This is a genomic window from Micromonospora sp. NPDC049497 (assembly GCF_044465805.1).
Classification (GTDB): Bacteria; Actinomycetota; Actinomycetes; order Mycobacteriales; family Micromonosporaceae; genus Micromonospora.
This window is the reverse complement of record NZ_JBITMC010000001.1, coordinates 396,696-419,252: the sequence shown is the minus strand read 5'-3', so window position 1 is coordinate 419,252 and position 22,557 is coordinate 396,696. Positions and strand designations below refer to the sequence as shown.

Here is a 22,557-nt window from a genome sequence, read left to right as displayed (position 1 = left end):
CGCCGGTCCCTGCCCCGACTTCGTGCCGGGCCGGCAACCGAGAGGACGTACGCGTGTACTTCACCGACCGTGGCATCGAGGAACTGGTCGAGCGCCGGGGCGAGGAGCAGGTCAGCATCGAGTGGCTGGCCGAGCGCCTGCGCGACTTCGTCGACCTGAACCCCGAGTTCGAGACCCCGATCGAACGCCTGGCCACCTACCTAGCCCGCCTAGACGACGAAGACGACGACTAACCCCCCGGGCCCGCCCCGTTGATCAAGGGGTTTGCGTCAGGCCGAAGATCGAACCTGACGCAAACCCCTTGATCAACCGGGCGAGGGGCAGGGGGGAGGGGGCGGAGGACCCGGGCGGAGGGCTTCGCGATCTTCTAGGGTGGGTGCGTGGCCCGGAGCGTGTATCTGACCAGTGTGGGGTCCGGCGGGGGCAAGTCGACGGTCGCCCTCGGCCTGGCGGAGCTGCTGTCCCGGCAGGTCGAGCGGATCGGGGTGTTCCGGCCGCTGGTCGGCGGGCACGGACCCGATCCCATCCTCGCCCTGCTCAGCAACCGCTACCGGATCGACCTGCCGCCGGCCGACCTGTCCGGCACGACGTACGCCGAGGCGACCGCCCTGGTCGCGGACGGCCGCCGGGAGGAGCTGATCTCCGGCATCGTCGCCCGCTACCGCGAGATCGAGCGGCGCTGCCCGGCCGTGGTCGTGGTGGGCAGCGACTTCGCCGACGGCGGGGACGGCGCCGGCCCCCGTGAACTGGCCTTCAACGCCCGACTGGCCACCGAGTTCGGCAGCGTGGTGGTGCCGGTGATCGACGGCCTCGGGCAGGAGCCGGCGGCCATCGCGGCGGCGGCGCGCGGGGCGTACCACGACCTGGAGGACCTGGGGGCGACCGTGCTGGCGGTGATCGCCAACCGCGTACCCGAGCCGATGACGCTGCCCGACCTGCCGGTGCCCGCGTACGCCATCCCGGAGGTCCCGACCGTGTCGGCGCCGACGGTGGCCGAGGTGGCGGCGGCGCTCGGCGCCACCCTGCTGGCCGGCGACGACGCCGCGCTCAGCCGGGACGTGCTCGACTACGTGGTGGGCGCGGCACACGTGCCGACCCTGCTGGACCACCTCACCGAGGGGGCCCTGGTGATCACGCCCGGCGACCGGGCGGACCTGCTGGTCGCGGCGAGCGCCGCGCACGTCGCCGGGCAGGTGTCGGTGGCGGGGCTGGTGCTCACCCTCGGCGAGCAGCCCGACCCACGGGCGATGCGGCTGGTGGAGGGGTTGAACACCGGGCTGGCGGTGCTCTCCGTGACGAGCGACAGCTACGACACGGTGGCTGCGTCCAGCCGGATCGAGGGCCGCCCGAGTGCGGGCAACCCCCGCAAGGTGGAGGCCGCGCTGGGCGTCTTCGAGCGGTGCGTCGACACCGACGACCTGGCCCGTCGGCTGCGCGTGAGCCGCTCGGAGCGGGTCACGCCGCTGATGTTCGAGTACGACCTGCTCGACCGCGCGCGGGCGCAGCGCCGGCACCTGGTGCTGCCGGAGGGCGGCGAGGAGCGGATCCTGCGGGCCACGGAGATCCTGCTGCGCCGGGGCGTGGCCGACCTGACGCTGCTCGGCCGACCGGACGACATCGCCCGGCGTACCCGCGAGCTGGGCATCGACATCGGCGGGGCGCGGGTGGTCGACCCGGTCACCAGCGAGTGGCGGGACGAGTTCGCCGCCGCGTACGCGCGGCTGCGCGCCCACCGGGGCGTCACCGCCGAGCTGGCCCACGACATCGTGGCGCAGCCCAACTACTTCGGCACGATGATGGTGCACAGCGGGTACGCCGACGGGATGGTCTCCGGGGCGACCCACACCACCGCCGCCACCATCCGGCCCGCCTTCGAGATCATCCGGACGCTGCCGGACGTCTCCATCGCCTCCAGCGTCTTCTTCATGCTGCTCGCCGACCGGGTGCTGGTGTACGGGGACTGCGCGGTCAACCCCGACCCGGACGCCGCCCAGCTCGCCGACATCGCGATCTCCTCGGCGGACACCGCCGCCCGCTTCGGCATCGAACCGCGGATCGCCATGCTGTCGTACTCGACCGGCAGCTCCGGTGCGGGCGCGGACGTGGAGAAGGTCGCCGCGGCGACCCTGCTGGTGCGGGAGCGCCGGCCGGAGCTGCTGGTGGAGGGGCCGATCCAGTACGACGCGGCGATCGATCCGGCGGTGGCGGCGACGAAGCTGCCCGGGAGTGAGGTCGCCGGCCGGGCGACGGTCTTCATCTTCCCGGACCTGAACACCGGCAACAACACGTACAAGGCGGTGCAGCGCTCCGCCGGGGCGATGGCCGTCGGGCCGGTGATCCAGGGCCTGCGCCGGCCGGTGAACGACCTGTCCCGGGGCGCCACCGTCCCGGACATCGTGAACACGGTGGCGATCACCGCCATCCAGGCCGCGGCGTCGTCGGAGGGATCCGCGTGACCGACCGGGTGCTGGTGCTGAACTGCGGGTCGTCGTCGGTGAAGTGGCGGCTCTACGACGGTGACGAGGTGGTCGACAAGGGCACCGTCGAGCGGGTCGGTGGGCCCGGTGGCGGGCCGGCCGACCACTCCGCCGCCATCCGAGAGGTGCTGGCCGGACTGGACCTGACCGGGCTCACCGCGGTCGGCCACCGGGTGGTGCACGGCGGGATGCTGTTCGGGGAGCCGGTCCTGATCGACGACGCGGTGCTCGCCGCGATCCGTGACCTGGTGCCGCTCGCGCCGCTGCACAACCCGGCCAACCTGGCCGGCATCGAGGTCGCCCGGGCGGCGCTGCCGGACGTCGCGCAGGTCGCCGTCTTCGACACCGCGTTCCACACCACCCTGCCGGAGGCCGCCGCCACGTACGCGATCGACCGGGACACCGCGCAGCGGTACGGCATCCGCCGGTACGGCTTCCACGGCACCTCGCACGCGTACGTCTCCCGGCGCACCGCCGAACTGCTCGGCCGGCCGTACGACGAGGTCAACACCATCACCCTGCACCTCGGCAACGGGGCCAGCGCGTGCGCGGTCGCCGGTGGCCGCAGCGTGGCCACGTCGATGGGCATGTCCCCGCTGGAGGGCCTGGTGATGGGCACCCGCAGCGGCGACCTGGACCCGACGGTGATCTTCCACCTGCGCCGGGAGGGCGGGCTCGGCGTCGACGACATCGACGACCTGCTCAACCACCGCAGCGGCCTGCTCGGGCTGACCGGCGCCAACGACATGCGCGAGGTGCTGGCGCGACGGACCGACGGCGATCCGGCGGCGTCGCTGGCGTTCGACGTCTACTGCCGGCGGATCACCGGCTACGTGGGGGCGTACTACGCACTGCTGGGCCGGGTGGACGCGGTCACCTTCACGGCCGGTGTCGGAGAGCACGCCGCGCCGGTGCGGGCGGCCGCTCTGGCCGGGCTGGAGCGGCTCGGCATCGCCGTCGACCCGGAGCGCAACGCCGGCAGCGGCGACCGCGTCATCTCACCGGACGGCGCGGAGGTCACCGTCTGCGTGGTCGGCACCGACGAGGAGCGCGAGATCGCCCGCTCCGCCCGGGCCGTGGCCGCCGCCTGACCCGTCACCGGGCCGTGCCGCCGCCGCGCCCGACGGTGTCCCTGCGGCCGCTCACCCGGGCCTGGACCGGGACGCCCTCCACGCGCAGCCGTTCGGCCTTGATGTGCAGGTGCCACTTGTAGGAGCCGGTGGCAACCGCGTACGTCAAACCGGCGACCAGCAGCAGCAGGCCGACGACCGCGCTGCCCCGGTGCACGGCCCGCAGCCGGGCGAGGAGGCCCGGTGGGCGCCCCAGCCCGGTCTCGCTCAGCTCAGGGCCAGCCAGGCGACAACGGCGACCAGGACGACCGCGACCACGGCCACGCCGACGAGCAGCGGCGTCCGGGACGCGGCGGCCGGGGCCTCCGGCTCGGCGGGGTTCGCGAAGGCGCGGAACGCCGCGGTGTTACCGCTCGGGTCGGTGAAGTTCTCAGACATGCCGGTGACCATAGCGAAGCCCGTCGAGTCCGTCCGACCCGTCCACGGCGTGGCGCGAGGTCCGGCCGGGCGGTCGGTCGGATCCGGCCGGGTGGCGCGTGGAGCCGGTCCGGACGGCGGGGCCACGCCTGCCCGGTGGACCCCTACCGTGGACCCGTGGGGGTGGGGGGCTTTCGCACCGGCGGTCAGCCCGCGCCGGCAGGGAAACGGCTGGTCGCCGTGCTGCTGACGGCGCTGCTGGCGGGCTGCGGCCCGGCCACCGCCGCGACCGGTGGACCGGCGCCGGCACGGGTGGCACCGACCGGGACGTACGCGGTCGGCGTGCGGACCTTCACCGTCGACGCGCGTTCGGTGCGCCCCCTGCCGGTCACCGTCTGGTATCCGACCCGGGCCGGTGCGGTGGCGGACGGGCGGTTCCCCCTGGTCGTCTACAGCCACGGGCTGCACAGCCTGCCGAAGCTGCACGCCGGCCTGACCACCCGCTGGGCCGCCGCCGGGTTCGTGGTCGTCGCGCCCACCTACCCGCACACCCGGCGCGGGGCGCCCCGGTTCGACCGCGCCGACGTACGCCATCAGCCCGCCGACGCGTGGCGGGTGGTCCGGCACCTGCTCCGGCTGGACGCGCGGGGCGGGGATCCGCTCGTCGGGCACCTGGATCTCACCCGCATCGCCGCCGCCGGGCACTCGGCGGGCGGCTTCACCACCGCCGGCATGTTCACCGCCGGCCACTCGGCCCGGCTGCGTGCCGGCATCGTGCTCGCCGGGGGCGGGATGGCCGGCAGCTTCGCCGGGCAGACCGCCCCGGTGCTGTTCGTGCACGGCACCGACGACCGGATCGTGCCGGTGACCGTCGGCCGGGCCGCGTACGACCGCACGCCCGGCCCGGCCGCCTTCCTGAGCGTCCTCGGGCAGGGCCACGGCGAGTACCTGATCCCCGGCCGTCCCGGCTTCGACCCGGTGCTCACCACCACCACCGACTTCCTCCGCTGGACGCTCTACGACGACCCGGCCGCCCGGCGCCGGCTCCCCGCCGACGCCAACTTGCCCGGCGTCACCGCCTACGCGGACCGCCTCGCCCCCTGACCACCGCCTCGCCCCTGACAACCGGCGAGCCCGCCGCCACGGTGCGTCGATCCCGGCCGGGCGGCCCCCGCGGGCGAGGCACAATCGGATTCATGTCGCCTCGCGTCACCGCCGCCCTGCTCGCCGTCCTGGTCACCGCCGGCCTGGTCGGCTGCTCCACCGATGCCGCCCCGACCGCCCGCCCGGCGGCACCGGCCGCGCCGCCGCAGGTCGCCACGCCCTCGCCGCGCGTCCCGGCCGGGTCCGCGCCGGAACGGGCCTTCGCGGTGGGCGTACGCGAGCTGAAGCTGAACCGCGACGGCGACCGCCCCCTGCCGGTGACCGTCTGGTACCCGGCGGCCGGTAAGGCCGGTGGCGAGCCGGAACGGTCCGCGGACGCGGCGAAGGGGACGTTTCCCGTCGTCATGTTCAGCCACGGCCTGGGCGGCCGCCCGGCCGACTACGAGACGCTGCTGACCCGCTGGGCGGCGGCCGGGTTCGTGGTGGCGGCCCCGACCTTCCCGCGCACCTCGCGGGGCGGTGACGGCAACGTCCTCGACGTGCTGAACCAGCCCGCCGACGTGTCGTACGCCCTCACCCAGGTCCTCGCCCTGGACGGCCGGGCCGGCGACCCGCTGCGGGGCCGGTTGGCCACCGACCGGGTGGCGGCGGCCGGGCACTCGGCCGGCGGGGTGACCACGATCGGGCTGTTCACCACGGGCCGGGACGAGCGGCTCGACGCCGGGGTGGTGTTCGCCGGCACCGCGCTCGGGGTGGGCACCGCGTTCGCCGGTGCCGCCGCCCCGCAGTTGTTCGTGCACGGCCAGGCGGACGAGGTGGTCGACTACGCCGCCGGCCGCGCCGCGTACGACAAGGTGCCGTGGCCGAAGGCGATGCTGAGCCTGCCGAAGGGCGACCACGGCCGGGCGCTGCTCGGCGACGGGCCGGCGCTCCGGGTGGTCTCGGACACCACGGTCGAGTTCCTGCGCTGGTCCCTGTACGGCGACGAGGCCGCCAAGCGCCGCATCCCCACCGACGCCGCCCGCGACGACATCGCCATTCTCGACAACCGCCTCTGACGCCCGCGCCGCCTGCCCGCACCCCGCGCAAATTCACGGAAATAGTGGCCATCTCACGCCGCGAGGCCACTATTTCCGTGAAACAGGGCCTCGCCGGCGCGCGCGGCGGCGGCGCGGCGCGCGGCGCGTCGCGGCGCGCGCGCCGCGCGGCGGTGGGTCAGGCGGTGTGGTCGACGACGACCTTGCCGAAGACGTCGCCGGAGTGCAGGCGGGTGAAGGCCTCCTCGACCCGGCTGAACGGCACCACGCTGTCGACCACCGGGCGCACGCCCCGCTCGGCGCAGAACGCGAGCAGCGCGGTCAGCTCGTCCGGGGTGCCCATCGAGGTGCCCAGGATCTCCAACTGCATGGCGAAGACCCGGCGCAGGTTGACCTTCGGCTCGTGTCCGGCGGTGGCGCCGGAGACCACGATCCGGGCCATCGGCGCGGCGGACTTGAGCGAGTGGTCGAAGGTGGCGGCGCCGACCGTCTCGATCACCACGTCGACCCGCTCCGGCAGCCGGGCGCCCGGCTCCACGGCGGTCGCGCCCAGCTCGGCGATCCGCTCGCGCTTGGCCGCGTCGCGGCTGGTCGCGTACACCCTCTTGCCCATGGCGGCGGCGAGCGCGACGGCCGCGGTGGCGACGCCGCCCCCGGCGCCCTGGACCAGCACGGCCTCGGCGTCGTCGACGCGGCCCTTGGTGGTCAGCATCCGCCAGGCGGTGAGCCAGGCCGTCGGCAGGCAGGCGGCGTCCGTCGCGGCCAGGCCCGCCGGCAGCGGAACCAGGTTCGACCGGGGTACGGCCACCCGCTCGGCCAGCGTGCCGGGGAAGTACTCGGAGAGGATGGAGACCCCGCGCGGGTCGCCCGGAGTGACGACCACCGGGTAGACGACCACCTCGTTGCCGTCCGGGTCGATCCCGGCGGCGTCGCACCCGAGGATCATGGGCAGCTGGTCCTCGCGCAGCCCCACCCCGCGCAGCGACCAGAGGTCGTGGTGGTTGAGCGAGCTGGCGGTGACCTGCACGGTGACCCAGTCGTCGTCCGGGTGCGCCGGCTCGGGCCGGTCACCGACGGTGAGCGCGGCGATCGGATCGGCGTCGTCGAAGCGGGAGGCGAAGGCAGCACGCATGATCGGCACGGTAACAAGCTGAGCGGCCGTTAAGAAGGGCCCCTTCCTATGCACCAGGCGATAAGAAGGGGCCCTTGCTTCCTCGTCAGCGGGTGACGCCGTCGCGGCGGGCGGCCTCGGCAACCGCCGCGGCCACCGCCGGTGCGACCCGCGGGTCCAGCGGTGACGGCACGATCGCCTCGGCGGTGAGCGACTCGGCCACCACCCCGGCGATCGCGTCGGCGGCGGCCACCTTCATGCCCTCGGTGATGCGGGTCGCGCGGGCGTCCAGCGCGCCCCGGAACACGCCCGGGAAGGCCAGCACGTTGTTGATCTGGTTGGGGTAGTCGCTGCGCCCGGTGGCGACCACCGCGACGTGCCGCGCGGCCACCTCGGGGTGCACCTCCGGGGTCGGGTTGGCCAGTGCGAAGACGATCCCGCCGGACGCCATGCCGGCCACCGCCGTCTCCGGGATCTGCCCACCGGAGACGCCGATCAGCACGTCCGCGCCGCGCAGCGCCTCGGTGATGTCGCCCTGCCGGCCGTCGGCGTTGGTCAGCTCCGCCAGCTCGGCCTTGGTGCCGGTCAGGCCGTCGCGGTGCCGGCCAATGATCCCCTTGGAGTCGCAGACCACGACCTGGTCGGGGTTGACTCCACCGGCGACGAGCATCTTCGTCACGGCGACCCCGGCGGCGCCCGCGCCGCTCACCGCGACCCGCAGGTCGCCGAGCTTCCGGTTGAGCAGGGTGGCCGCGTTGCGCAGCGCGGCGAGCACGACGATCGCGGTGCCGTGCTGGTCGTCGTGGAAGACCGGGATGTCCAGCGCCTCGTCGAGACGGCGTTCCACCTCGAAGCAGCGCGGGGCGCTGATGTCCTCCAGGTTGATGCCGCCGAACGACGGCGCGAGGGCCTTCACCACCGCCACGATCTCGTCCACGTCCTGGGTGTCCAGACAGACCGGTACCGCGTCCACGCCGCCGAACTGCTTGAACAGCACGGCCTTGCCCTCCATCACCGGCAGCGCGGCGCGGGCGCCGATGTTGCCGAGCCCGAGTACGGCCGAGCCGTCGGTGACGACGGCGACGGTGTGCCCGGCCCAGGTGTAGTCGTCGGCGAGCCTCGGGTCGGCGGCGATCGCCTCACAGACCCGGGCCACACCCGGGGTGTACGCGAGGGAGAGGTCCTCCCGGCTGGTCAGCGGGACGGTCGAGGCGACGGCCATCTTGCCGCCCCGGTGCAGCCGGAAGACGGGATCAGCGGGGTCCACGGTGGACGGTGACATGGTGACTCCAGGATCTGTCGAACAGACGGAGCGGCCGGTCGGAACGCGAGGTGAGGCGACGAGCGGCGGCACATGGTGCGGGGGGTCACCCGGACACCTGCCGAGCATAGTGTCGAGCGCCGCCATGGTATGTGAGTAGGGTCATACTTGGCGCCGCCCGAAGAGGCGGGGCCTGGGCCAGTAGCGGGCCACCACCCGCCCGCGCACGTCGGCCACCCCGTACGCCCGGGAGTCGTCGGTCACGAGGCCGTTGTCGCCGCGCAGCCACCAGCCGCCGTCGGAGGTGCGGACCGCGCGCTTGACCACCAGCAGCTCGGGCCGGCTGCGGAAGACGGCGACCACCAGGTCCCCGGGCCGGACGGCGCGACCGCCGCGCCGCACCAGCACCGCGTCGCCGTGCCGCAGCGTCGGGGACATGGACGGACCCGTCACCAGTACGGCGGTGAGCGGCCACCGCAGCCCGGGGGCGGATCCCGGCCGTCGCGCGGTCATCGGTTTCACCTCCAGCCGCCTCGGGAAGCGGCTCCAGGAGTAATGTCGTCTTGGATCATCGCAAACTTCCCATGGAGGATCCCGATGCGACTTCCGCGCATCCTTACGCCCCGCGTGACCGCGAGTGCCCACTGCGACCTGCCGTGCGGCGTCTACGACCCGGCGCAGGCCCGCATCGAGGCCGAGTCGGTCAAAATGATCTGCGAGAAGTACCAGGCGAACACCGACCCGGAGTTCCGCACCCGCGCCATCCTGATCAAGGAGCAGCGCGCCGACCTGGTGAAGCACCACCTGTGGGTGCTCTGGACCGACTACTTCAAGCCGGCCCACTTCGAGAAGTACCCGCACCTGCACCAGCTCTTCAACGAGGCCACCAAGGCCGCCGGCGCCGCCGGCGCCAAGGGTGCGACCGACCCGGCCAAGGCCGACGAGCTGCTGCAGAAGATCGACGAGATCTCCAAGATCTTCTGGGAGACCAAGAAGGCGTGACCTTCGCTTCTCCGGCACCGACGATCCGGCCGGCACGTCCCGAGGACGTGCCGGCCGTCGTCGCCATGGTGCACGAGCTGGCGGACTTCGAGCGCGCCCCCGAGCAGTGCCACCTCACCGCGGAGCAGCTCGCCACCGGGCTCTTCGGCCCCACCCCCGCGGTGTACGCGCACGTGGCCGTCGACGGCGACGACCGGCCGGTCGGCTTCGCGCTGTGGTTCCTCACGTTCTCCACGTGGGAGGGCGTGCACGGCATCCACCTGGAGGACCTGTACGTCCGCCCCGAGGTACGGGGCACCGGCGCCGGCCGGCTGCTGCTGGCCACCCTCGCCGCGATCTGCGTGGAGCGGGGCTACCGCCGGCTGGAGTGGTCGATGCTCGACTGGAACCCGGCCGCCGGCTTCTACGCCGCGATCGGCGCCGAACCGCTGGACGGCTGGATCCCGTACCGGCTCGCCGGCGACGCCCTGGCCGGTCTCGCCACCGAGGCACGTGGCCGTGCCCACACGTCCGCCCGGCCGAGCGGGTAGAGTCCCCGACCGGGGGGATGAGCCGTGACTCAACTGACCGGGCAGCCGACGACCGACGACGACATCGTGCACCTCACCGTGCCCGCGGACGGCGGTTACCTGGGTGTGCTCCGCACCGCCACCGCCGGTCTCGCCGCGCGGTTGCAGTTCGCGCTCGACGAGATCGAGGACCTGCGGATCGCCGTCGACGAGGCGTGCGCGATGCTGCTCGCCATCGCCACCCGCGACGCCGAGCTGGACTGCCGGTTCGCGGTCACCGACGACGCGCTCACCGTCGAGGTCACCGTCCCGACCGTGCGCGGCGCGAAGCTGCCCGCCGAGTCGTCCTTCGCCTGGAAGGTGCTGACCGCGCTGACCACGTCCGCGTCGGCGCAGGCCGCCGGTGGTCGCGCGACCATCTCCCTGCTGACCCGGCGCGGCTCCGGCTACTGACCGATCCCCCGTGACCGGGGCCCGCCCGGCCGGCGGGTGGTCACTCGAAGCCGAGGGCGCGGTTGGTGGGTGTGCTCACGAGCAGTGCGGTCACGCCGAGCCCGAGGACGATCAGCGGCACGCCCAGCCAGCCCAGTCCGCCCTGGATCATGAACCAGCCGATCGGCAGCAGCATGAGCTGGAGCACGATCGCCGGGGCCCGGGCGCCGGCCCGGCGGCGGGCCAACGCACCACCGAGCGCCCAGAGCGCCGCCGCCGCACCGACCGCGAACGCCGTGACCAGGAGCGCCGACGGCAGGTCGGTGGTCTCGGCGGTGAGATCGGCCCAGACCAGCCAGGCCGCGACGAGGCCGACGGCGACCGCCTCGGCCCGCAGGATCCGTACGGCCCAGCGGAGCGTGACGGGAATCGGGGCGGAGTCGATGGTCACGGGCGTCACGATACCGGTGCCCCCGCGCGGTACAGTGCCGCCCATGCGGGCCGTCCTGGTCGTCAACCCCAAGGCCACCACCACCAGTGAGCGCAGCCGGGACGTGCTGGTCCGGGCGTTGCGCAGCGAGGTGGACCTCTCCGTGCGCTACACCCGGCGGCGGGGCCACGCCACCGTGCTGGCGCGTGAGGCGGCCGAGGAGGGTGTCGACGTCGTCGTCACCCTGGGTGGCGACGGCACGGTCAACGAGGTGGTCAACGGCCTCATGACCGCGGTGCCCCCGACCATGCATCCGGGAGCCACGCCGGCCGAACGCCTTCCCGCGCTGGCCACCGTGCCCGGTGGTTCCACGAACGTCTTCGCCCGCGCCCTCGGCCTGCCCCGGGAGTGGCCGGAGGGCACCAGCATGATCCTGGAGGGCATGCGGCTGGGCCGGCACCGGACCATCGGGCTGGGCCGGGCCGACGACCGCTACTTCACCTTCTGCGCCGGGTTCGGCCTGGACGCCGCGGTGATCCACCGGGTGGAACAGGCTCGCCGCCGGGGCCGGGTCTCCACGCCCTCGCTCTACTTCCGGTCCTTCGTCCGGCAGTACTTCCTCGCCTCCGACCGCCGGCATCCGGCCGTCACGCTGGAGCGCCCCGGTGAGGCGGCCGAGGAGGAGCTGGGCACGGTGATCATCCAGAACACGGCGCCCTGGACGTACATCGGCGACCGCGAGGTCAATCCCAATCCGGAGGCGTCGTTCGACCTGGGGCTGGACGTCCTCGCCCTGCGTCAGCTCCGCGTCGCCAGCACGACACGTACGGTGACCCAGTTCTTCTCGCGGCAACCGGATCCGCACGGGCGCCAGGTGCTCCGGCTGCACGACGTGGCCGAGTTCACCCTGCTCTCCAACCGTCCGCAGGCCTTCCAGTTGGACGGCGACTATCTCGGCGACCGGGAGAAAGTCAGATTCACATCCGTTCCCGCCGCACTGAGAGTAATCTGCTAGGTCTCGGGTACTGCCCCAGGTTGACGCGCTCGCAGCCGCAACGCGTACGCAGCCGCCACGCCGAGGGGACAGGTGCCGGAAATGTCAGCAATGTCACGAGCACTATACTATATTGATCCTCGACTGTGGTACGCCGGGTAACCAAACGCCCGGCAAATCTGGACAAATGGGTTGTGGGCTTGCTCACCGCCCGGAGTTTTTCCCTGCGCCACCCTTGACATCGCGATTGTTCGTGAAAGTATTCACAAGCGAACTTGAGTTACCGGGACATTGCCTGGATATGCTCGGCAGGTTGAGCTGTTCCAGCAGGTCCCCGGCTCCAACAGCCTGCTCACGCACCGCCGAATAGTCGGACGCGAACCGTCACGGTCGGCGTGCGGATGCATATAGGAAAAGCACCACTGCAATATCTGCCACCCATCCAGAATGAGGAGTGTTGCCGCCATGGACTGGCGCCACGATGCCGTCTGCCGCGACGAGGACCCGGAGCTGTTCTTCCCGATCGGGACGTCCGGTCCGGCCCTCCTGCAGGTGGAGCAGGCGAAGGCCGTCTGCCGGCGCTGCCCTGTGACCGACCAGTGCCTCCAGTGGGCGCTGGAGTCCGGTCAGGACGCCGGTGTCTGGGGCGGGATGAGCGAGGAGGAGCGCCGCGCCGTCAAGCGTCGCGGTGGCATCCGAGTGCTGCGCGCTCACTCCGCCTGATCCAACGCAGAGCCGGAAAGCCCCGGTCGGGTCCGCCCGATCGGGGCTTTCCGCTGTCCGGGCCCGGACCGGGGAAGGCCCGCTCAGCCAGCCGTCTCGTCGACCCTCCGGCGGACCAGGTCGGCCAGTTCCGGAGCGTCGGTCAGCGGGGCGGAGACCGCCACCGCGCCGGCCGCCCGCGCCCGCGCCGTCACCGCGTCGTGGAAGAGGCCCGGCGCCAGGAAGTACGCCGACACCGCCACCCGGCGAGCTCCCCGCGACCGTAGGTGGGCCACCGCGGCGTCCACTGCCGGCGGGGCGGCAGAGGCGTACGAGACCCGGGTCGGCACGCACAGCACGTCGCTCAGGGCCGCCGCGACCCGACCCACCGAGGCGCGTGCACGGGCGTCCCGGGTGCCCGCGGCGGCCAGCACGAGCCCGTCGAAGCCCTCCGCCCCGGCCTCGCCGAGCCGTCGCCGCAGCCCGGTCAGCAACCCCTCGTCGACGGTCCCGCCGGAGGGTCCGAGCACGTCGGTGACCCGTACCGCGATGGTCGCCCCCGACTCGCGGGCGGCGTCGACCGCCGCCGGGATGTCCACCCGACGGTGGTACGCGGCGGTGAGCAGCAGCGGCACCAGCACCGCCCGGGCGTGCCCGGCCTTCGCCAGGTCCCGCAGCACGGCCGTGGGCCCGGGCTCGGTGTGGTCCAGCCAACTGGCCACGACCGGCACACCGGGGCGGACGACCGACACGGCCCGAGCCAGCGCGCGGGTCGCCTCGGCCGCCCGCGGGTCCCGGCTCCCGTGGGCGACCAGCACCACGGGATCCACGGTCGGAGTCAGACGTGCAGGCCGCACTCGGTCTTCTCGAACATGGCCCAACGGCCGGCCCGGGGGTCTTCCCCCGCCTTGGTGCGACGCGTGCAGGGCCAGCAGCCGATCGAGCCGTAGCCCTGCTTGAACAGCTCGTTCACCGGCACCTTCCAGCGCGCGACGTACGCGTCCACGTCGGCCTGCTTCCAGGCCGCGATCGGGTTGACCTTGACCCTGCCCCGCCGCGCGTCGAAGGTCACCACCGGCGTGTTCGCGCGGGTCGGCGACTCGTCCCGGCGCAGGCCGGCGGCCCAGGCGTCGTACCCGGCGAGGGCCCGCTCCAGCGGCTCGACCTTGCGCAGCTGGCAGCAGTCGTCGGGGGACCTGTTGAACAGCCGGGGCCCGTACTCGCCGTCCTGCTGACCCACGGTGAGCCGGGGCCGGATCGAGCGCACGGTGACCGGCAGGGTGCGGGCCACCTCGTCGCGGACCCGCAGCGTCTCCGGGAAGTGCAGGCCGGTGTCGAGGAACACCACGTGCACCCCCGGCGCGACCCGGGAAACCAGGTGGGCCAGCACCCCGTCGGCCATCGAGCTGGTGACGCAGAACCGGTCGCCGAAGGTCTCGACCGCCCAGCGGGCGATCTCCAGGGCGGGGGCGCCCTCCAGGTCCCGGCCGGCCGCCTCGGCCAGCGCGCGCAGCTCCTCCGGGCTCCGCCGGGCGGGGTCGGCCGGCGTCGGGCCACCGAGCCCGACCAGACCCAGGTCGGCGACGGACCGCAGGCCGCTCATCGGGTAACCCCCCGGCCCAGCAGACCACTGAACTTGACGCTGAAGACCCGGGCACAGGCGTGGCACTCCCACGCGCCGTGGCCGGTCTCGTTCGGCCGCAGGTCCTCCTCGCCGCAGTACGGGCAGTACAGCGGCACGGAACGGGTTTCACTCACCTGAGTTCCTCCTCGTCGACCCTGATCACCCAGTTGGCGAACGTCTCGCCCTCGGTCCGGCCGGCCAGGTAGCGGCGGGCCAGTCGTTCGACGTACTCGGGAAGCTCGTCGGCGGTGGTCTTCAGGCCGCGCAGCTTGCGGCCGAACCCGGCGGTCTGCCCCTGCGCCATGCCGAGGCCGCCACCGAGGTGCACCTGGAAGCCCTCGACCTGCTGGCCCTCCGGGCCGACCACCAGCTGACCCTTGAGGCCGATGTCGGCGACCTGCGTGCGGGCGCAGGCGTTCGGGCAGCCGTTGATGTGGATGGAGATGTCCGCGTCGAACTCGCGCAGCCGCTCCTCCAGCCGGGCCACCAGTTCCTCGCCGCGTGCCTTCGTCTCGACGATGGCGAGCTTGCAGTACTCGATGCCGGTGCAGGCCATCGTCCCGCGCCGCCACGCCGACGGGCGGGCCTCCAGGCCGATCCCCCGCAGCGCCGCCACCAGGGAGTCCGTCCGCTCCGGCGCCACGTCCAGGACCAGCAGCTTCTGGTACGGCGTGAGCCGCACCCGGCCGCTGCCGTGCGCCTCGACGATGTCGGCCAGCTCGGTGAGCTGCCCGCCGGACACCCGCCCCACCACCGGGGCGGCGCCGACGTAGTTGCGGCCGTCGCGCTGCCGGTGCACGCCGATGTGGTCGATCGGCTTCTCCGGCAGCTGCGGGGCCGGACCGTCCAGCAGGGTGCGGCCCAGGTACTCCTTCTCCAGCACCTCGCGGAACTTCTCCACGCCCCAGTCGGCCACCAGGAACTTCAGCCGGGCCCGGTTGCGCAGGCGCCGGTAGCCGTAGTCGCGGAAGATCCCCACCACGCCGGCCCAGACGTCCGGCACCTCGTGCAGGGGCACCCAGGTGCCGAGCCGCTTGGCCAGCATCGGGTTGGTGGAGAGGCCGCCGCCGACCCACACGTCGAAGCCGGGGCCGTGCTCCGGGTGCTCCACGCCGAGGAAGGCGATGTCGTTCGCCTCGTGCGGGGTGTCCGGCAGCCAGGAGATCGTGGTCTTGAACTTGCGCGGCAGGTTCGAGTACGCCTTGTCGCCGACGTACCGGCTGACGATCTCGTCGATGGCCGGCGTCGGGTCGAGCAGCTCGTCCTCGGCCACCCCGGCGACCGGGCTGCCCAGCACGATGCGGGGGCAGTCACCGCACGCCTCGGTGGTCTGGAGACCGACCGACTCCAGCCGGCGCCAGATCTCCGGCATGTCCTCGACCCGGATCCAGTGGTACTGGATGTTCTGCCGGTCGGTGATGTCGGCGGTGTCCCGGGCGAACTCCCGCGAGATGTCGGCGACCACGCGGAGCTGCGCCAGACTGAGCTGACCGCCGTCGATGCGCACCCGGAGCATGAAGAACTCGTCCTCGAGCTCGTGCGGCTCCAGCACCGCGGTGCGCCCGCCGTCGATGCCGGCCTTGCGCTGGGTGTAGAGCCCCCACCAGCGGAACCGGCCGCGCAGGTCCTGCGGGTCGATGGACGCGAAGCCCCGGTGGGCGTAGATGTTCTCGATCCGGGCGCGGACGTTGAGTGGATCGTCGTCCTTCTTGATCCGCTCGTTGGGGTTGAGCGGCTCACGGTGACCGAGTGCCCACTGACCCTCCCCGCGCGGGCGGCGGGGGGCCCGGACGGGACGCGCCGTCGGGTCCTCGGGCCGGGCCGTGCTGCTGCTGACCGCCATCGCGGCGTCCTCCGTTGTCTGCGGGTGCCTCGGGTTACGCGGAGCGCGGCGGCCGGCCCGTCACAGCGGGCGGGAGACAACGGTGTCGGAACAGCCGGCGCGGAGCGCGCCCGAGACAGAGTGATCGGGCGTCGTCAGTAGGCCGGACAGATCGCGCTGCGCACGCGGCCGTAGTCGACGTGGCGACGGGCCACGAAGCGGCGGACGACAGCGGCGGTCATGCACGCCATGCTGCCACACGCTCACAGGGCCAGCCAATGAGCGCGTGCGGGATCCCACATCACGGGCGCTGGGGCGGCAGCCCGTGTGGGACGCTCGGAACGTGGGCGGTTTGTCCAGGATGCGGATGCGGGCGTGGCCCGTGTGGGTCGCACCGGCCCTGCTGACCCTGACGGTCACCCTCACCGGGATCGGCCGGGCGCAGCTCTGGCGCGACGAGTTGGCCACCTGGAGCGCCGCCACCCGCTCGGTCGGCGCCCTGGTCCGGCTCGCCGGGACCATCGACGCCGCGAGCGGCCCCTACTACCTGGTCATGCACGGCTGGGTGGCGCTGGCCGGCGACTCGGTGACCGCGCTGCGGCTGCCGTCCGCGCTCGCGATGACCGTGGCGGCCGGACTGACCGCGGTCCTCGGCGCACGCCTCGCCGGCTCCCGGGCCGGACTGCTCGCCGGCCTGCTGTTCGCGGTGCTCCCCGGCACCTCGCGGTACGGCCAGGAAGCCCGCCCGTACGCCCTGGCCACCCTGTTCGCGGTGGCGGCGACCCTGCTGCTGGTCGCGGCGCCGCGCCGGCCGGGGCTGGGACGCTGGACCGCGTACGCCCTTCTCGTCGCGGCCCTCGGCCTGGTCCACCTGGTGGCGCTCACCCTGCTCGCCGCCCACGCGGTGGGGGTGCTCGCGCAGGGGCCGGGCGGGGCGGCGGAGCGGGCGCGGCGGCTGGGTCGGTGGGTTCTCGCGGTGCTGCCTGCGGCCCTGGTCGTCACCCCGTTGGTCCTGCTCGCCGGGACCCAGCGCGGGCGACAGCTCGACTGGGTCGACGCCGCCCGTCCCGACGACCTGGCCGCGCTGGCCGGCGGGGTCGCGCAGAGCGGAGTGGTGGGTGGGCTCCTGGTCGGGCTGGCCGCGCTCGGCGCGGCGCGGCTGGGCCGGCCCGCGCTGCTGCCCGGCTGTGCGGTGCTGCTGCCCGTGGCGGTGCTGTTCGCCGCCGGCTCGATCGTGCCGCTGTGGGTTCCCCGGTACCTGGTCTTCGTGGTGCCGTTCGCCTGCGTCCTCGCCGGTGCGGCGTTGGCCGCCGTGGCCCTGCCGGCCGCGCTGCCGGTGGTGGTCCTGGCCGGCCTCCTCGGCCTGCCCGACCAGTTCGCGCTGCGCCGGACGCACGAGTGGCCGCGCGGCGCAACCGTCGACTACCGGGGCGCGGCGCGGATCGTCGGGGAGCAACGGCAGCCCGGCGACGCCGTCGTCTACTCGCCCCGGGACAGCTGGCTCTTCCTCGATCTGGGTCTCGCGTACCACCTGGACGACCGTCTCCCCCGCGACGTGCTGGTGACCGAGGACCAGGCGAGGCGGGGTGACCTGTGGGCCGCGGAGTGCGACCGCCCGGCCCCGTGCCTCGCCGGCGTGGACCGGGTCTGGCTGGTCGTGGCCGGTCGCCGCCCGGATCCGCTGGCCGCCGTGCCCGGCGCGAAGGGGGACGCGCTGCGGACGGGGTTCCGGGTGGAGATGGTCCGGCAGCGCCCCGGCCTCACGGTCGCCCTGCTCAGGCGGCGTTGACCCGCCTCAGGGGCCGGAACGGCCGTCGGCGGAGGTACGGGTCAGCGGGACGACCAGCACGGCCTCGGTGCCGCCGTGGGCGCCGGCCCGCAGCTCGATGGTGCCGCGCAACTCACCGGTGACCAGGGCGCGGACGATCTGCAGGCCGAGGTTGCCGCCCCGCTCGGCGTCGAAGTCCGGTGGCAGTCCCTGCCCGTTGTCCGCCACGGAGACGTGCAGCATCTTGCGGAAGCGGTGCGCCGACACCACCACCTCCGGCACCGGAGCGCCGGCTTCCGGCACGGGCACCACCGGCACCACCGACCCCTCCGGACCGGGCGCGCCGGACGGCCCGGCGGCCGTCGGAGACACCTCGGGTGCCGGCGGGAATCCGTGCTCGACGGCGTTGAGCAGCAACTCGTTCAGGACCATCACCAGGGAGGTGGCGACCTCGGCGGGCAGGACCCCGAAGCTGCCCTTGCGGCGCATGCCCACCGTCGACTCGGTCGCCGAGACCTCGGTCGCCGCGCTGGCCACCCGGTCCACGATCCCGTCGAACTCGACCGCCTCGTCGCTGGACATGGAGAGCGTCTCGTGGACCAGGGCGATGGAGGCCACCCGACGGACGGACTCCTCCAGGGCGACCCGTGCCTCCGGCATGGAGACCCGGCGCGCCTGGAGACGCAGCAGCGCGGCGACCGTCTGGAGGTTGTTCTTCACCCGGTGGTGGATCTCCCGGATGGTGGCGTCCTTGGTGATCAGGGCGCGGTCGCGTCGGCGTACCTCGGTGATGTCGCGGACCAGGACCAGCGCGCCGATCGGCACCCCGGCGGGCATCAGCGGCAGCGCCCGGGTGAGCATGGTCGCCCCGCGCGCGTCGATCTCGCGCCGCGGCGGCGCCTCGCCGCGCAGCGCGGCGAGGATGCCGTTGGCGGCGTCGGTGCCCTCCAGCGGGTCGGCGGCCAGCCGGCGGTGCAGCACCGCGAGATCCTCGCCCACCAGGTGGGAGGCGTGGCCCAGACGTCGGTACGCGGACTGCGCGTTCGGGCTCGCGTAGGTGACCTTGCCGCCGGCGTCGAGCCGGACCAGCCCGTCGCCCACCCGGGGGGCCGACGTGGTCTCCCCCGGATGCCGGGGCGGCGGGAAGGTGCCGTCGGCGATCATCTGGGCCAGGTCGTCCGCGGTGGTCAGGTAGTTCAGCTCCAGCTGGCTCGGGGTGCGCGCGGTGGAGAGGTTGGTGTCCCGCCCCACCACCGCGATCACCTCGCCGGCCTCACCGGCGGCGGTCCGCAGCCGGACCGGGATGGCCTCGTGCCGGGCGGGCACGTCCCCGTACCAGACCGGGTCGCCCTCCCGCCAGATGCGGCCCTGCCCGTGGGCCACCTCCAGGTGCGCCACCTCGGGCCCGCCGACGATCCGGCCCACCTGGTCGTCCTGGTACGCCGTGGGCGCGGTCGTCGGTCTCACCTGGGCGACGCAGAGGAAGGTCCCGTCGGCGTCCACCGGCACCCAGAGCAGCAGGTCGGCGAACGAGAGGTCGGAGAGCAACTGCCAGTCGCCGGCGATCCGGTGCAGGTGGTCGATGTCGGCCGGACGGAGCTGGGTGTGCTCCTCGGCGAGGTCGCGCAGCGTGGACACGCAGACCAGCGTGCCACGCCGCGCGGCGTCCGTCGCGTCCGGCGGGCGTCACATCGTCGCGGTGACCTTCTTCAGGCCCCGCGGCGCGTCCGGGTCCTCGCCCCGGGCCAGCGCCAGCGCCATCGCCAACCGCTGCAGGGGAAGGATGTCCAGCAGGGGGGCGTACCGCTCGTCGACGTCGGGCACGACCATCCGGGTGGCGCCCTCCACGTCGGCGGAGCCGACCACGACGACGTCTGCGCGCCGCTCGCCGAGGCGGGGCAGCACCTCGCCCATCGACCGGCCGCCCGGGCCGGAGCCCACCACGGCGAGGACCGGCACGTCGGGGTCGGTCATCGCGAGCGGGCCGTGCAGCAGGTCGGCGCCGGAGAAGGCCAGCGCCGGCAGGTACGAGGTCTCCATCAGCTTGAGCGCGGCCTCGCGCGCGGTCGGGTACGCGTACCCCCGGCCGGTGGTGACCAACTGTGCGGCGAACCGGTAGCGCGGGGCGAGCTGGGCCGGGGTGGGGTCGTCCAGGGTGCGGGCGGCCAGCTCGGGCAGGGTGGCGAGCGCGCGGCGCTCGGAGTCCGGCAGCTCACCGTCGCCGGCCCGGACACCCTCGACGAGCATCAGCAGGGCGAGCAGTTCGGCGGTGTACGTCTTGGTGGCGGCGACCGCCCGCTCGTGGCCGGCGGCGATGTCGACGCTCAACTCCGCCACGTCGGCCAGCGGCGAGTCGGGGGCGTTGGTGACGGCCAGGGTGAGCGCGCCGGAGGCGCGGGCGCTGCGGAGCACCTCGGCGAGGTCGGGCGAGCCACCGCTCTGGCTGACGCCGACGACCAGCGCGTCGGAGAGGTCGGGACGGGCCCCGTAGAGCGTGACCACGCTCGGCGAGGCGAGCCCGGCGGGCAGGCCGAGGCGGATCTCGGTCAGGTACGCCCCGTAGAGCGCCGCGTGGTCGGAGGTGCCCCGGGCGGTGAAGACCACGTGCCGGGGTCGACGCTCGGCGATCACGGCGGCCACCCGGGCGATCTCCCCGGCGTGTCCGGCGGAGAGCAGCCGCTCGTAACCGGCGGGCTGCTCGTCGATGTCGGCCGCCATGCCGGCCCCTGGACGCGTCACAGAAACTCCTCCCGATGCGCGTTAGCCGCGCGTTTCGTGCTCAGTCTTGCACCTTTGATCTGGGCAGAGCAATCGAACGATCAAGAATGCGCACCTGATCACTACCGCGGTCCAACATCACCTAGGCTGGCCCGACCTCACCGAGCAGTTGACGAGCGAGAGGACGACGTGGCCGAGGACGACCGGGCGCTGCCCGCGGCGGAAGAGCTGGCCCTGGCCCGACGGGCGCTCGACGCCGGTGACCTGGAGCACGCCGCCGGCCACGTCGCCGCCGCGCTGGCGCAGGCCCCGACGCTGCCCGAGGTGCACGAGACCCTGGCCCGACTCGTCGCCGCCGGTGGGGACCGCACCGTCGACCTCTTCCCGCTGCACCACCACGCCTTCGTCGGCACGGTGGTCGCCCGGGCCCACCTGCTCGCCGCCGCCGGCCGGCCCGCCGAGGGGCTGGACCTGCTCGTCGCGGCGACCAACCACGCCCCCGGAACGGACTGGGCCGGCGTGCCCTGGGTGACCACGCCCGACCTCGCCGAACGCCTCGACCCGGACCGGACCGCCCGGGTCCTCATGCAGGTCTGCGCCGCCGCACCCGATCCGGTGCCCCGGGCCGGCCGGGCGGCGCTGAGGGCGTACCTGACGTTGGCCCGTAACGCGGTCACCGTCCACCCCGAGCACGGCCTGCTGCTGGGCGCGGCGTCCGCGCTGGCCCGGCGGCTCGGCGAGGTCCCGCTCGCGGTCCGCTGGGCCACCCGGGGCGTACGCGTCGCGCCGTCCAAGATCGGCGAGGTCTGGCTCGGGTACGCGTACCGCAGCGCCGGCCGTACCCGCGACGCCCTGGCCGCGCTGGGACGCGCCGTCGAGCACGACCCGGACGACCTGGCCGTGTACGCCGACATCGCCGGCACCCTCGCCGACGACGGCCGGCTCGACGAGGCGTTGGGCTGGATCGACCGGGCCCTGGCCCGGGACCCCTCCTTCGACTGCGCGGTGCACACCGCGCACCGGCTGCGGCACCAGCGCGACGGGGACGTCGCCCACCTGGTCGCCCTCGCCGACTTCGTCCGGGACCACCCGGACGACAGCCACGAGCACGGCGACCTCGCCGAGAGCTGCCGGGGCCGGCCGTGGCTGGGGCAGGTCACCCCGGCCGACGGGCCGGCGGCCGACGCGCTGCGCCATGTCGTCGCGGACGACCACCGTGGCCTGGGCGCCGCCGTACGGCTGGACGTGCCGGCGCCGCCGAGCGCCCTGCGTACCCTCGTGTTTACCGCACCCGGCCTGCGCGTCGAGATGGCCGACGGGGTCGACCCGGACCCGCGCGAACCCCGCAGGCCGACCGCCCGACGGCTCTGGCGCTACACGGGGACGACCGCCGAACCGGCGGTGCCGGCACCCTCACCCGAGGCGTGCGAGCGGGTACGGCAACTCGCCCACCCGGCCTGGCCGCATCCCCCGGCCGCGTACGACGGGGCGGTCGGCCTGGCCACACTGGACCTGTCGGACCTGCTCGGTCTCCTGGTCCACCCGCCGGAGGCGCCGTCGACCGCGCTGGGCCGGGTGCTCGGCGGGCAGGACCCCGCGCTGTGGGTACGCAGCGTGCAGGTCTGGGCGTGCCTGGGCCTGCTGCACCACCGCACCGACGAACCGTGGGACGACTCGACCCGCCGCCGCGTGCTGCTCGACCTGGTGTGGGGCGTGGAGGACTGGGTGACCGAGGCGGCCCTGTTCGCTCTGGTCACCGCCGCCTGGGTGCACCCCGCCGTACGCGCCGACGTGGCCGGCGTGGTGGCGGACCGTCTCGACGACGTGGCCCGGGTGGCGCGGCTCCGCCCGGTACCGATCGCGGTCTCGATGGCCCACCTGGCGCTGGCCACCCCCGACCTGGCCCCCGAGACACGGGCGCTGGCCACCGCGCTGGCCGGCATCCGACCGCCGACTGCCGCCCCGCACGGCCTCCGCGCCCTCCTGCACCGGGTCCGGCGCTTCCTGACCGCCCTCGTCCGCCGCCCCTGACCCGGGGCTCGAACGGCAACGCCGCGCCGGCCCCGGACGGGGACGGCG

Annotated in this window: 24 protein-coding genes; 12 read left to right on the top strand and 12 right to left on the bottom strand. The window is 74.1% G+C overall.

Annotated elements, in window-relative coordinates; genetic code table 11:
* Nucleotides 1-53 precede the first annotated feature (53 nt).
* From ACIBR0_RS02000 to ACIBR0_RS01990, 3 genes are all read left to right on the top strand, one after another.
* Nucleotides 54-233, top strand: coding sequence for a DUF6104 family protein (locus ACIBR0_RS02000; protein WP_396712194.1), 180 nt, complete (start codon nucleotides 54-56; stop codon nucleotides 231-233).
* Between the two features lie 147 nt (nucleotides 234-380).
* A complete protein-coding gene (gene pta / locus ACIBR0_RS01995; protein WP_396712192.1) occupies nucleotides 381-2,456 on the top strand; it encodes a phosphate acetyltransferase in 2,076 nt (691 codons plus the stop codon).
* A complete protein-coding gene (locus ACIBR0_RS01990; RefSeq protein WP_396712190.1) occupies nucleotides 2,453-3,568 on the top strand; it encodes an acetate/propionate family kinase in 1,116 nt (371 codons plus the stop codon). The genes pta and ACIBR0_RS01990 overlap by 4 nt, the downstream gene beginning before the upstream one ends.
* Nucleotides 3,569-3,572: 4 nt before the next feature.
* On the opposite strand, the gene ACIBR0_RS01985 is transcribed toward ACIBR0_RS01990, so the two are convergent.
* On the bottom strand, nucleotides 3,573-3,764 hold the full coding sequence (locus tag ACIBR0_RS01985; RefSeq protein ID WP_396712188.1) for a hypothetical protein: 192 nt from the start codon (nucleotides 3,762-3,764) through the stop codon (nucleotides 3,573-3,575).
* Between the two features lie 50 nt (nucleotides 3,765-3,814).
* Nucleotides 3,815-3,985 (bottom strand): hypothetical protein, encoded by a 171-nt coding sequence (locus tag ACIBR0_RS01980; protein ID WP_357037976.1) that lies wholly within the window; start codon nucleotides 3,983-3,985, stop codon nucleotides 3,815-3,817.
* A gap of 162 nt (nucleotides 3,986-4,147) precedes the next feature.
* Between ACIBR0_RS01980 and ACIBR0_RS01975 the strand changes: the two genes are divergently transcribed.
* Together ACIBR0_RS01975 and ACIBR0_RS01970 are read left to right on the top strand one after the other, a co-directional pair.
* Entirely contained in the window at nucleotides 4,148-5,068 is a 921-nt protein-coding gene (locus ACIBR0_RS01975; protein WP_396712447.1) for an alpha/beta hydrolase family protein, read from the top strand.
* Nucleotides 5,069-5,160: 92 nt separating this feature from the next.
* Nucleotides 5,161-6,126: an alpha/beta hydrolase family protein gene (locus ACIBR0_RS01970; RefSeq protein WP_396712186.1), complete on the top strand. Its 966-nt coding sequence runs from the start codon at nucleotides 5,161-5,163 to the stop codon at nucleotides 6,124-6,126.
* A 157-nt stretch (nucleotides 6,127-6,283) separates the two neighbouring features.
* On the opposite strand, the gene ACIBR0_RS01965 is transcribed toward ACIBR0_RS01970, so the two are convergent.
* From ACIBR0_RS01965 to ACIBR0_RS01955, 3 genes are all read right to left on the bottom strand, one after another.
* Nucleotides 6,284-7,246, bottom strand: coding sequence for a zinc-binding dehydrogenase (locus tag ACIBR0_RS01965; protein WP_396712184.1), 963 nt, complete (start codon nucleotides 7,244-7,246; stop codon nucleotides 6,284-6,286).
* Nucleotides 7,247-7,322: 76 nt separating this feature from the next.
* On the bottom strand, nucleotides 7,323-8,498 hold the full coding sequence (locus ACIBR0_RS01960) for an NADP-dependent malic enzyme (protein ID WP_396712182.1): 1,176 nt from the start codon (nucleotides 8,496-8,498) through the stop codon (nucleotides 7,323-7,325).
* Between the two features lie 141 nt (nucleotides 8,499-8,639).
* Complete coding sequence (locus ACIBR0_RS01955) at nucleotides 8,640-8,990, bottom strand: S24/S26 family peptidase (protein ID WP_396712180.1); 351 nt, start codon at nucleotides 8,988-8,990, stop codon at nucleotides 8,640-8,642.
* 84 nt (nucleotides 8,991-9,074) lie between these two features.
* On the opposite strand from ACIBR0_RS01955, the gene sodN reads away from it, so the two are divergent.
* From sodN to ACIBR0_RS01940, 3 genes are all read left to right on the top strand, one after another.
* Nucleotides 9,075-9,479, top strand: a complete 405-nt coding sequence (gene sodN, locus ACIBR0_RS01950; RefSeq protein WP_222955761.1) for a superoxide dismutase, Ni — start codon at nucleotides 9,075-9,077, stop codon at nucleotides 9,477-9,479.
* Nucleotides 9,480-9,544: 65 nt separating this feature from the next.
* The gene (locus ACIBR0_RS01945; RefSeq protein WP_396712446.1) at nucleotides 9,545-10,009 is read left to right on the top strand and encodes a GNAT family N-acetyltransferase; all 465 of its coding nucleotides are present in this window, start codon (nucleotides 9,545-9,547) and stop codon (nucleotides 10,007-10,009) included.
* Nucleotides 10,010-10,033: 24 nt separating this feature from the next.
* On the top strand, nucleotides 10,034-10,441 hold the full coding sequence (locus ACIBR0_RS01940) for an ATP-binding protein (RefSeq protein WP_357028221.1): 408 nt from the start codon (nucleotides 10,034-10,036) through the stop codon (nucleotides 10,439-10,441).
* Nucleotides 10,442-10,481: 40 nt separating this feature from the next.
* Here the strand turns inward: ACIBR0_RS01940 and ACIBR0_RS01935 are convergent, their stop codons facing one another.
* Complete coding sequence (locus ACIBR0_RS01935; RefSeq protein ID WP_396712177.1) at nucleotides 10,482-10,871, bottom strand: hypothetical protein; 390 nt, start codon at nucleotides 10,869-10,871, stop codon at nucleotides 10,482-10,484.
* Between the two features lie 43 nt (nucleotides 10,872-10,914).
* Between ACIBR0_RS01935 and ACIBR0_RS01930 the strand changes: the two genes are divergently transcribed.
* Together ACIBR0_RS01930 and ACIBR0_RS01925 are read left to right on the top strand one after the other, a co-directional pair.
* The gene (locus ACIBR0_RS01930) at nucleotides 10,915-11,865 is read left to right on the top strand and encodes a diacylglycerol/lipid kinase family protein (RefSeq protein WP_396712175.1); all 951 of its coding nucleotides are present in this window, start codon (nucleotides 10,915-10,917) and stop codon (nucleotides 11,863-11,865) included.
* A gap of 444 nt (nucleotides 11,866-12,309) precedes the next feature.
* On the top strand, nucleotides 12,310-12,567 hold the full coding sequence (locus tag ACIBR0_RS01925) for a WhiB family transcriptional regulator (protein ID WP_120731728.1): 258 nt from the start codon (nucleotides 12,310-12,312) through the stop codon (nucleotides 12,565-12,567).
* Between the two features lie 83 nt (nucleotides 12,568-12,650).
* Here the strand turns inward: ACIBR0_RS01925 and ACIBR0_RS01920 are convergent, their stop codons facing one another.
* The 4 genes from ACIBR0_RS01920 to ACIBR0_RS01905 are packed head-to-tail and all read right to left on the bottom strand — an operon-like array spanning nucleotide 12,651 to nucleotide 16,013.
* Nucleotides 12,651-13,403, bottom strand: a complete 753-nt coding sequence (locus ACIBR0_RS01920; protein WP_396712173.1) for a sirohydrochlorin chelatase — start codon at nucleotides 13,401-13,403, stop codon at nucleotides 12,651-12,653.
* Nucleotides 13,385-14,149, bottom strand: a complete 765-nt coding sequence (locus ACIBR0_RS01915; RefSeq protein ID WP_396712171.1) for a phosphoadenylyl-sulfate reductase — start codon at nucleotides 14,147-14,149, stop codon at nucleotides 13,385-13,387. Before ACIBR0_RS01915 ends, ACIBR0_RS01920 begins: the two co-directional genes overlap by 19 nt.
* Nucleotides 14,146-14,304 (bottom strand): hypothetical protein, encoded by a 159-nt coding sequence (locus tag ACIBR0_RS01910; RefSeq protein WP_396712170.1) that lies wholly within the window; start codon nucleotides 14,302-14,304, stop codon nucleotides 14,146-14,148. Before ACIBR0_RS01910 ends, ACIBR0_RS01915 begins: the two co-directional genes overlap by 4 nt.
* Nucleotides 14,301-16,013: a nitrite/sulfite reductase gene (locus tag ACIBR0_RS01905; RefSeq protein WP_396712168.1), complete on the bottom strand. Its 1,713-nt coding sequence runs from the start codon at nucleotides 16,011-16,013 to the stop codon at nucleotides 14,301-14,303. The genes ACIBR0_RS01910 and ACIBR0_RS01905 overlap by 4 nt, the downstream gene beginning before the upstream one ends.
* A 340-nt stretch (nucleotides 16,014-16,353) precedes the next feature.
* Here ACIBR0_RS01905 and ACIBR0_RS01900 point away from each other — a divergent pair, with 340 nt between their 5' ends.
* Entirely contained in the window at nucleotides 16,354-17,781 is a 1,428-nt protein-coding gene (locus ACIBR0_RS01900; protein WP_396712445.1) for a glycosyltransferase family 39 protein, read from the top strand.
* 6 nt (nucleotides 17,782-17,787) lie between these two features.
* Here the strand turns inward: ACIBR0_RS01900 and ACIBR0_RS01895 are convergent, their stop codons facing one another.
* Together ACIBR0_RS01895 and ACIBR0_RS01890 are read right to left on the bottom strand one after the other, a co-directional pair.
* The gene (locus tag ACIBR0_RS01895) at nucleotides 17,788-19,398 is read right to left on the bottom strand and encodes a histidine kinase N-terminal domain-containing protein (protein WP_396712166.1); all 1,611 of its coding nucleotides are present in this window, start codon (nucleotides 19,396-19,398) and stop codon (nucleotides 17,788-17,790) included.
* A 48-nt stretch (nucleotides 19,399-19,446) separates the two neighbouring features.
* Entirely contained in the window at nucleotides 19,447-20,478 is a 1,032-nt protein-coding gene (locus ACIBR0_RS01890; RefSeq protein WP_357028334.1) for an SIS domain-containing protein, read from the bottom strand.
* A 189-nt stretch (nucleotides 20,479-20,667) separates the two neighbouring features.
* Between ACIBR0_RS01890 and ACIBR0_RS01885 the strand changes: the two genes are divergently transcribed.
* The gene (locus tag ACIBR0_RS01885; RefSeq protein WP_396712165.1) at nucleotides 20,668-22,509 is read left to right on the top strand and encodes a tetratricopeptide repeat protein; all 1,842 of its coding nucleotides are present in this window, start codon (nucleotides 20,668-20,670) and stop codon (nucleotides 22,507-22,509) included.
* The last annotated feature ends 48 nt before the right edge of the window (nucleotides 22,510-22,557 follow it).